Here is a 9,285-nt window from a genome sequence, read left to right as displayed (position 1 = left end):
CGTGTGGCGCTTTTCTGCGCGGTGCGGTATCTCGCACAGTGTTAGGTACACTGGGAGAGCTAAAGACCACTAGTCCTTTACTTTCTGCGAGGAGATGACATGGCTGAGAACCCACGTGCAAATCGAATGGCTAAGAGGATCCAGACGATCGTTGCCAGTGCGATCGAACACGACATCAAGGATCGCCGCATGGAACTGATCACCGTCACCGACACGCGGGTGACTGGCGACTTGCACGATGCCACCGTCTACTACACGGTGCGTGGCCAAAACATTGATGATGAGCCTGACTATGACCAGGCAGCGGAGGCACTGCACCGCGCGCGGGGCCAACTGCGCAAGATCGTCGGTGACGAGTTGAGCGTCCGCTTTACCCCGACGCTGAGTTTTGAGCTGGACACGGTGCCGGAGGCATCTGCGCGCATGGAAGAACTGTTGGCTAAGGCACGCGCCCGCGACGAAGAATTGGCCGAGTTGAAAAAGAACGCGAAGCCTGCCGGTGATGCTAATCCTTATAAAACTGAAAGCGACGAGGTTTAATGTCCACGCGTTCAGCCGTCGATAGCGTTGGCGCGGCCCGGATTCTGCAGGAGGCGCCACGGGTGGTCGTCGTCACGCACATCCGCCCAGACGCTGATGCTGTCGGCTCCGCCACGGCCCTTGCGCGCGCCCTGCGCAGCCTGGGTAAGGAGGTGGTCATGCAGATTGGGCAGCCGTTCCCATTCCCGGAAAATCTGCAGTGCATCCCGGGTGCTGAAGAGATTCAGCTGGGAGACAAGCTTCACGACGACGCTCTGGTGGTTACCGTCGACTGCGCCTCCCTGGATCGCACTGGCATGCTGGCTGATGCGATTGCCGCCGCGCCCCAGGTGTTGGTCATTGACCACCATGTCACCAACCCTGGTTTCGGGCGCTATAACTTCGTTGAGGATGCTGAATCGACGACGACGCTGTTGCGTGACGTGCTGACGCACCTTGATGTACCGCTCGATTATGAACTTGCATACTGCCTCTATGCGGGCCTGGTCACCGATACGGGAAGCTTCAAATGGGGTACGCCACGGATGCATACCCTGGCCGCGGAACTGATGGACTATGGCTTGGATCCGCGCCAGATTTCCATGGACCTGATGGATAGTATGTCGGCAACCGACCTGCATCACCTGGGCAATATTATGTCTGGGGTATCCATCCGTGAAGCGCACGGGCACCATGTTGCCGTGTTGGTGGCGGGTGCCACAGATCATGATCGCATGTCCCAACCGGCGATCGAGACGGTGATTGACTACGTGCGTGTGCTCCAAGGTACCGATATCGGCGTGGTGCTCAAAGAGATGCACCCGGGATACTGGTCGGTCTCGCTTCGTTCGAGTGACACAGATGTGTCTGAGGTTGCGGAGCGTCTCGGAGGGGGCGGGCATAAACCGGCCGCCGGCTATTCGGCAGTAGGGAGTGCAGAGGAGGTCGTCGATAAGCTGATCGATGCCCTTCGCGAATCGTGACGGTCAAGGCAAGCGAGATTTCAGCGCGTACCATCTTCTCGCTTGCTTTCCCCGCGCTTGGCGTGTTGGCGGCAACACCGCTGTACCTACTCCTTGATACCGCCGTGATCGGCAGGTTGGGGGCCGAACAACTGGCCGCCCTAGCCGCAGGCACGACCGTGCAATCCACGGTGACCACCCAGCTGACGTTCTTGTCCTACGGCACCACGGCGCGTGCCTCCCGCCTTTACGGCCAAGGCAAGCGTGAGGAGGCAGTGGCTGAGGGCGTGCAGGCCACCTGGGTGGGGATAGGGGTTGGGCTCTTGTTGGCCACCCTCGTGTGGATCTTTGCGTACCCCATCGCCTTTGCGCTGACAGGAAATGCGGACACCGCGACACGCTCAGCTCAATGGCTTCATGTCTCAGCTTTTGCGATTCCGCTTACTCTTACCGTGATGGCCGGAAATGGTTGGCTGCGTGGTGTGCAAAATACGCGTTGGCCACTGTATTTCACGCTTGCTGGTGTGATCCCCGGGGCTATTGCCATCCCGATTTTTGTGAACTGGTGGGGACTGGTGGGCTCGGCTGCGGCGAACGTTTTAGGGGTGACCATCACCTCTAGCTGCTTCCTTATTGCCTTGGCGCGAAGCCACAACGGCAGTTGGGCGCCACGATGGCACGTGATGCGCCGCCAGCTGGTGCTGGGACGGGACCTGATTTTGCGTTCTTTGTCTTTCCAGGTGGCCTTCATCTCCGCGGCGGCAGTCGCCGCCCGGGTCGGTGTCGTGGCGTTGGCGGCACACCAGATCATGCTTCAACTGTGGAACTTCATCACACTGGTGTTGGACTCTTTGGCGATTGCTGCGCAAACGCTGACCGGTTCAGCCTTGGGGAGCCGCAATGTGGATGATGCGCGCAAGGTGGGCACCAAGGTGACCCTGTACTCCACGGTGTTCGCTGGTGGACTTGCCCTCGTCTTTGGCCTAGGCGCGCCGTGGATCCAGTCGATCTTTACCAACGACCAGGCGGTGCTGGACCAAATGTTCGTGCCGTGGTGGCTGTTGCTCATCATGATCGTGGCCGGGGGTGTGGTTTTCGCCCTCGACGGTGTACTGCTGGGAGCTAGTGATGCGGCCTTCTTGCGTAATCTCACCATCGCCTCTGTGCTGCTGGGCTTTTTGCCAGGCGTCTGGATCAGCCACCTTGTCGGTGGGGGACTCACAGGGATTTGGGTGGGCCTGCTCGCCTTTATTTTGATCCGTTTGGTCGGCGTGGTCATTCGCTTCCGCTCGATGGCATGGGCCGTGGTAGACCTGTAACCATGGCCACCACCCCCATCACTCTCTGGGCCGTTTCCGATCTCCACGCGGCGGCCAAAGCCAACCATGACAGTATCGACCGGCTTGTTCCACCCAATCCGAAAGACTGGTTGATCGTCGCAGGTGATGTTGCGGAGCGCACAGAGCTGGTTGTCCGAGTGCTTAAGGACCTCGCCCAGCGCTACGCGAAAGTGATCTGGGTGCCGGGCAACCATGAACTTTTTTCACGGACGACTGACCTGCACCAGGGGCGGGCTAAATACGAGGAACTGGTCAGGGAGCTACGCCAGATCGGCGTGGTCACCCCGGAGGATACTTACCCAGTCTTCGGTGGTGTGACCGTGGTTCCACTGTTCACGCTGTATGACTATTCCTTCCGCGGTCCGGGAATGAGCGTGGAGGAAGCTATCGCTGCGGCGAAGCGGAAGCAGATCATGATGACGGATGAGGTGGCCATCGCCCCGTTCGTCGATATCCGCGCCTGGTGCTGGGACCGACTGACCTATTCCATCAAGCGCCTGTCTCGCATTAACGGCCCGACTGTTCTGGTGAACCACTGGCCGCTGGTGCAAGAACCGACCATGGCGATGCGGTGGAGCGAAATCGCCCTGTGGTGCGGCACCCGGCATACCCGCGGCTGGGCTAGACGCTATAACGCCAAAGCTGTCGTTTATGGGCACCTCCACATGCCGTCCACGTCCATCATCGATGGTGTCAAACACATCGAAGTGTCCCTGGGGTACCCCAAGGAGTGGGAGAGGGAAGGCCACCACACACAGCCCTGGCCCTACCCGGTGATGGAGGTGAAACAGTAATGCAAGACACGGAACTGTTTCCGGCAGCAGCCCGCTACGTTTACATTCTCACTGACCCCGAATCAAAGGACATGGCCAATTTCGAGATCCTAGATCCGCAGGAGCAGACATTGGTCAGTACGTCAGTGGATCGTCGAAAAGCGGAATTCGGAGACGCGCGCTGGTGCGCGCACCAGGCCCTAGCCGAACTGGGGGTGGTCGGCCAAGGCCCGATCTTGAAGGGCGAGCGCGGCATGCCATTGTGGCCTGCCGGCTACACGGGATCGATGACGCACACCGAAGGTTTCCGCGCAGCCGTTGCCGCGCCGATTGCGAAGGTGCGCTCACTGGGCATCGATGCTGAACCGAACGGTGCGTTGCCGGAAGGCGTCTTGGAGCAGATCGCGCGCGTCGGCGAGCTTGAGAATCTGCAGGCACTTCACGACGATTGCCCCAACTTGCACGTGGATCGACTACTGTTCTGTGCCAAAGAGGCGGTGTACAAGGCCTGGTTTCCCATGACGCACCGCTGGCTCGGCTTCGAGGACGCACAGGTTGACGTGCGTGCCGACGGCACCTTCATCGCCTACCTGCTAGTGCGGCCGACGCCGGTGCCGTTCATCGAGGGGCGGTGGGCGGTGCGCGGTGATTTCATCGTCGCTGCGACCGCGGTGCTTTAGCTGGCGCGCTGGTAGCGGTGGCGCACGGCTTGCTCCTGGCGGGCCGCGACCACGCAGCCGATCTGCAGCATGCGGATGGCGCGCTCGGTAGCGTCGATTAGCAGCTTGCGCCCGTCGCGTACCGCGTCCTCCAAAGCCATCGGAACCGTCATGATCGACTGGATAGCGGAAATACCAACCTCATAGACGTTGTCCGCACCCTTGCCCAGCGAACCTGCCAAAGCGATCACCGGAACACCGGTGTTCTGCGCGCGGCGGGCGATTTCTGCAGGAACCTTGCCGCGTGGAGTCTGGAAATCGACTGCGCCCTCCGCGGTGATGATCAGGTCAGCCTTCTCGATCAGGGCGTCGATGTCCTCAGGGGCAGGCAGGTCGCCCAGCAACACGTCAAAGCGGTCGCGTGCGGTCGCACCAATCGCCATCAGTCCTGCGCCCAGCCCGCCGGAGGCACCAGAGCCGCGCCCGGAATGGATATCTGCGTGAGGCTGGAACGTATCGACGAGCAAATCAGCAAAGTGCTCCAACCCGTGTTCCAACTGTTCCACCTGTTCTGGCGTGGCGCCCTTCTGTGGGCCAAAGACGCGAGCGACGCCTCGCGGGCCGGTAAGAATGTTGTGAATATTGCAGGCCAGAGTGATCTCGGCTTCGGCGAGGGCGGGATGCATCTGGCTGGCGTCCAAGGTGTGTGCCTGTGTCAGTGCTGCACCACCTTGGGGGATTTCGTCCCCGTTGACATCCAAGATTTTTAGGTCGAGGGCGCGCAGGGCACCAGCGCCACCATCGGAGGTCCCAGAATCGCCACAGCCTACGACGATGCGGCGGATGCCGTGGTCGAGGATTTCTGCAAGCTGCTGGCCCACACCCGTTGTTGTGGTCGCACCTGGGTCACGCATATCACGTGGTACGAGCGAAAGCCCTGCGGTGGAGGCCATTTCGATGACAGCGATTGAGTCTTCGTCGCTAGCGCCGGTAAATTCAAGCCACCGGGAACGCACCGCCTGGCCGACCGGGCCGGTGACCTGGGAAGTGTGGAAGCGGGAGTTGGGGCGTTGAGACAGGATCTCCAGCGTCCCCTCACCACCGTCGGGCACCGGGAACTGGTCCACGCGCACACCTGGAAGTACCCGGCGCGCGCCGGCTGCGATGCCGTCGGCGACCTCCACAGCGGACAGGGACTCCTTGAAGCCGGAAGGCGCGACAAGGATGCGGGCTGGGGAATACATGGTCATAGACATAGGAAGTGTCCTTTCTGGGTTGAAGTTAAGCAAATAGCGGCAAGCCAAGCGCCGGCCATACGACGAAAGCGAAAAACAGTGTGACTGCGAGGAACATGGGTGCGAGCAGCCCGGAGGTCCGAAGCAGCTCTTGGTTGCTAAACCGTGGGTTTTCGTCGTCGCCGCGGAAGATCGTCAAGGGCTTCGCTGAAGCCGGAAGGGTGTGGCAAAAACCTGCGGCAGCGGTGGAGATGAACGCGGCGGCTACGGGGTTAATGCCTGCGACAGGGGCGGTGGCGATGACGATCGGGATGAGTACCGCGGAGCGTGCGGACCGTGACTGGATGACCAGGTGAGCGGCCGTCGACACAAGGATGATCATCACGACGTAGAGCCAGCCTGGCAGAGTGCCGAAGGCGATGGTGGCCAGTGAGTGCGCTGCACCGGAGTCGGTGAGTGCTTGGGCCAAGGCGACCGTTGCTGCCATAAACAGCAGGAGGTTCCACGGCACCTTCTTGATGGCGTCGCCGAAATGCGTGATACCGATAACCGGTGACGATGCTAACAGTGCCGCCAGAACTGCCACCAACGCAGGCGGGATGCCATGCAGGTTTTCTGTGAACCACAAGACGATGGCGCTGCCGAGGATGCTCAAGGCCATGACCTCGCTGCGTTGCATCCGGTTGGAGAGTGGATGGTCACGGGTGAGCTTGCGTCGTGTGATGGACAGCTTTTCCGCGCGTTGCTCGCTGGTGGAAAATGCGCGGAAAATGATCTCTGCCGCGGTGTGCGACACGATGAGCGCATAGGGGAAACCAAGCACGATCCAGCGGGAGAAGCTGATTGCCTCAAATTCGTTTCCGGCGAGTACTTGATTGGTGATCAGGTGGGCGCCGGCACCGATCAGCGATGCGACAGCGGAAAAGAGCACGACTGACGGCAGGCTCAATGCTAGGACGCGTCGCAACCATTCGGGCACTACCGCCGCGATGGTGACAAAGACCGGAAGGATCAAGGCTGCGCGTCCGGATGTCGCGGGAACCGCGAATGCCGTCAGTACCGTCGCAAACGTCAAGAGGTGAACCAGTGCGTGCGGGCTTGATACGCCCACGGTCAGCGCTACTGCTGCGCGGTGGGCCAGCCCGGAGGAGGTAATCGCCGTGGACAGGATGAACGCGCCAATCAGCAGCCACGTGGTGTCGTGCCCGAGTGGTGCGAACATGGCATCGACGCTGATGATGTCTAAAAGCACCACCGCGGACACCGCGACTAAAGCCACATAAGTGTCGGGAACAGAAGAGAAGATCCAGAACCAAATCGCTGTAGCAAACACCACAAGGGTGGTTCGGGCCTCCGGCTCCAAGGGGGTGGGCAGCAACCAGAACATGACGATCGCTAGGGCGGTGATGATCTGGATGAGAAGCTTCGGTGTCCACCGCAGTTCCGGCAGAAACTCATCGCCATAACCGGCGGGAGGGGAGAGGTCATACTCGGGCGGAGGAGTTGTGGCATACCTCGTCGGCAAGTTCGGCAAGCTCATTATTCCTCCTCTTGTTCTTCATCGTCCGGGTAGGTCAACGGGGCGGGGATTGTCACACCGATGCGGGTGCCCAGCTCTGGTTCAGATTCCACCCATGCGTGGCCGCCGTGGATATCGGCGACGATGCGGATGATGGCGTGCGACAGATGGGTGTGGTCCGCAAGATTTTCAATGGCGAGGGGATCCGGGTCCCATTCGAAAAACGCAGGCAGGTTCTCGGCTTCGATCACACCCGCGCTGTCGGCAGCGTCGATGGTTAGTTCGCCGTCAACAAACTCCATGCGCATAGAGATAATCCCCTCACCAGCGCGCACGTGCGCGGAGCGGGCGACATGGCGTGCAGCCTGAACAATCAGATCGGGGGAGAGCTCAACATCAAGATCCTCAATATTCTTTGAAGAAAAGCTGACCCGGGCACCGATTTCATCGCGTACCGCGGTACGGATGCGGGTGTACAGGTGGTCGAGAGTCGCTGGCGTAGCCGGTGGAATGCGGCGGCCGACAGGCAGTTCCTGCAGCGTGCGCAAAGCTTCGAGGGTGTGCGCCTTGCCGTTAGCGGAGGAGCCCGCCGTCTCCAGTTGATGGACGGTGCGGCGCATCACCCCGCGGTGAGCCTCATCGGTGGCGTCGACACGCTTCAGCATCGTGTTGAACGTCGTAGCCAGCGCGTCGGCATCGGGGTGGCCTGTCGTCTCCAACGTGGAGCCAGGCTTGACCAAGCTCAGTTCAGAGGCCTCGCGCCCCACCTGGCGTACCGGGTTAATCAGTCGCCCGGCGACGATCCACGAAATGATGATGGCGATCAGCGCGGACCCAAGAGCAATCAGCGTGATCAACCGCAGGTTCGAACCGACGACGGCGCGGTCTTCCTCGAGGAACCTCGCGACGATCAGCGTGGCATCATTGGTGCCCGCAGTGATGGAGACTTTGCCCCACACAACTTCGCCATGAGCGTCGTCATCGAAAGCACCAGAAGAGGCAGGTGAAGCCAAAACATCGGTGACCAACGGGCCTTCCGCAGACAAGGGGCGGGGAGCCGTCGAGTTTTCTACCAGCGTCCCGTCCACCACCGCGGCGATGGCTTCCCCAGAATCTGGGGCCTGCCGTGATAGATACACTTCGAGCAACCGAGCAGCATTGTCGATCGGCTCGCCAGTGTCCGGGTCCTTGGCGGTCTCCGCGAAGGTTGTAAACTCATCGACTTCTTGGGCGATGTCCGCTGATGCCTCCTGCGTGATGACAGACTGCATCACCTGCCGGGTAGTCAGCAGCATTACCGTGAAAGATAGGGCGATGAGGACAGCGAAGATTCCGACTATGCGAGTGCGAAAATCTCGGCGCATAGGGGTGGTCCTCCTTGGTTAGTGCCAGACGAAAAGAAATCGTCAATAACGTCAATAACCAAGTATGGAACCGCTGCGTGAAGTAAAGATGACACCAGAATGAGGAAGCTTTCATCCTGGTTGTGCAGCCCTCTGGGCAGCAAGAACGATGCTTAAAGAGTAGAGGGGCGTGCCACAAAAATCGTCGATAAGCGCTTGCCCTTTTCTTGCACCAGGGCCACCACACGCCCATCCGGACCCACCGCGGCGTGGACACCCTCCAGCCCGCGCGGCTCCAGCCACTTACCCATGGCCAAGTCCGCAAACTCCTGCTCGCTCACATGAACGTGCGGCCACACGCGCTTCAACGCCTCATCGATACTCAAAGAAAAAGTAGGAGAGTTCTCCAACTCATTCAGCGTGCGAGAATCCTTCAGAGTAAAACTGCCCACAGCTTCTCGTCGTAAAGCGATCAAATGCGCACCTGTACCCACTGCCTGGCCGAGGTCGCGTGCCAGAGCCCGGATATAGGTACCGGAGGAACAGCGCACGCGCACATCGACATCAACAAGCTGCCCATGACGGCGCGTGTCGACGATATCGAAGCTGAAGACCGTCACCGGGCGCGCCGGGATCTCAACCTCCTTGCCCTCGCGGACAAGTTCGTGGGCGCGCTTGCCACCGATCTTGATCGCCGACACCGCGGAGGGTACCTGCATGATTTCCCCGGTCAGGTCCGCCACCGCCTGGGCGATCTGGGTATCCGTGACACCCGAGGCATCGGAGGTGGCGATGATCTCCCCGTCGGCATCTTCCGTGGAGGTGGCCTGGCCCAAGCGAATCGTCGCAGCATACACCTTGTCGTGGGCGACCAGATGCGCCAGCAACTTCGTGCCCCGGCCCACGCCCGCTACCAGCACGCCCGTGGCCAGCGG

The 9,285-nt window shown here is 60.6% G+C and carries 9 protein-coding genes; 5 read left to right on the top strand and 4 right to left on the bottom strand.

What is annotated here, in order from left to right; all coding sequences use genetic code 11:
• Positions 1-99 precede the first annotated feature (99 nt).
• From rbfA to ACHFGA_RS01355, 5 genes are read left to right on the top strand one after another with little or no spacing between them, the layout of a single operon-like run.
• The gene (gene rbfA / locus ACHFGA_RS01375) at positions 100-540 is read left to right on the top strand and encodes a 30S ribosome-binding factor RbfA (protein ID WP_394280684.1); all 441 of its coding nucleotides are present in this window, start codon (positions 100-102) and stop codon (positions 538-540) included.
• Positions 540-1,502 (top strand): bifunctional oligoribonuclease/PAP phosphatase NrnA, encoded by a 963-nt coding sequence (locus tag ACHFGA_RS01370; RefSeq protein ID WP_394280683.1) that lies wholly within the window; start codon positions 540-542, stop codon positions 1,500-1,502. The genes rbfA and ACHFGA_RS01370 overlap by 1 nt, the downstream gene beginning before the upstream one ends.
• Positions 1,496-2,800, top strand: a complete 1,305-nt coding sequence (locus ACHFGA_RS01365; RefSeq protein ID WP_394280686.1) for an MATE family efflux transporter — start codon at positions 1,496-1,498, stop codon at positions 2,798-2,800. Before ACHFGA_RS01370 ends, ACHFGA_RS01365 begins: the two co-directional genes overlap by 7 nt.
• Positions 2,801-2,802: 2 nt before the next feature.
• A complete protein-coding gene (locus tag ACHFGA_RS01360; protein ID WP_394280682.1) occupies positions 2,803-3,615 on the top strand; it encodes a metallophosphoesterase family protein in 813 nt (270 codons plus the stop codon).
• Positions 3,615-4,274 (top strand): 4'-phosphopantetheinyl transferase, encoded by a 660-nt coding sequence (locus ACHFGA_RS01355; protein ID WP_394280681.1) that lies wholly within the window; start codon positions 3,615-3,617, stop codon positions 4,272-4,274. Before ACHFGA_RS01360 ends, ACHFGA_RS01355 begins: the two co-directional genes overlap by 1 nt.
• Here the strand turns inward: ACHFGA_RS01355 and ACHFGA_RS01350 are convergent.
• From ACHFGA_RS01350 to truB, 4 genes are all read right to left on the bottom strand, one after another.
• On the bottom strand, positions 4,271-5,503 hold the full coding sequence (locus ACHFGA_RS01350) for a glycerate kinase (protein ID WP_394280685.1): 1,233 nt from the start codon (positions 5,501-5,503) through the stop codon (positions 4,271-4,273). The genes ACHFGA_RS01355 and ACHFGA_RS01350 overlap by 4 nt on opposite strands.
• A 31-nt stretch (positions 5,504-5,534) precedes the next feature.
• Positions 5,535-7,028: an SLC13 family permease gene (locus ACHFGA_RS01345; protein ID WP_394280680.1), complete on the bottom strand. Its 1,494-nt coding sequence runs from the start codon at positions 7,026-7,028 to the stop codon at positions 5,535-5,537.
• Positions 7,028-8,371, bottom strand: a complete 1,344-nt coding sequence (locus tag ACHFGA_RS01340; protein ID WP_394280679.1) for a hypothetical protein — start codon at positions 8,369-8,371, stop codon at positions 7,028-7,030. Before ACHFGA_RS01340 ends, ACHFGA_RS01345 begins: the two co-directional genes overlap by 1 nt.
• 152 nt (positions 8,372-8,523) lie before the next feature.
• On the bottom strand, positions 8,524-9,285 hold a 762-nt coding region (gene truB / locus ACHFGA_RS01335), incomplete at its 5' end, for a tRNA pseudouridine(55) synthase TruB (protein ID WP_394280678.1).

The organism is Corynebacterium sp., assembly GCF_043426755.1.
Classification (GTDB): domain Bacteria; phylum Actinomycetota; class Actinomycetes; order Mycobacteriales; family Mycobacteriaceae; genus Corynebacterium.
The sequence above is the reverse complement of the archived record's forward strand: the minus strand, read 5'-3'. Positions and strand labels throughout refer to the sequence as shown.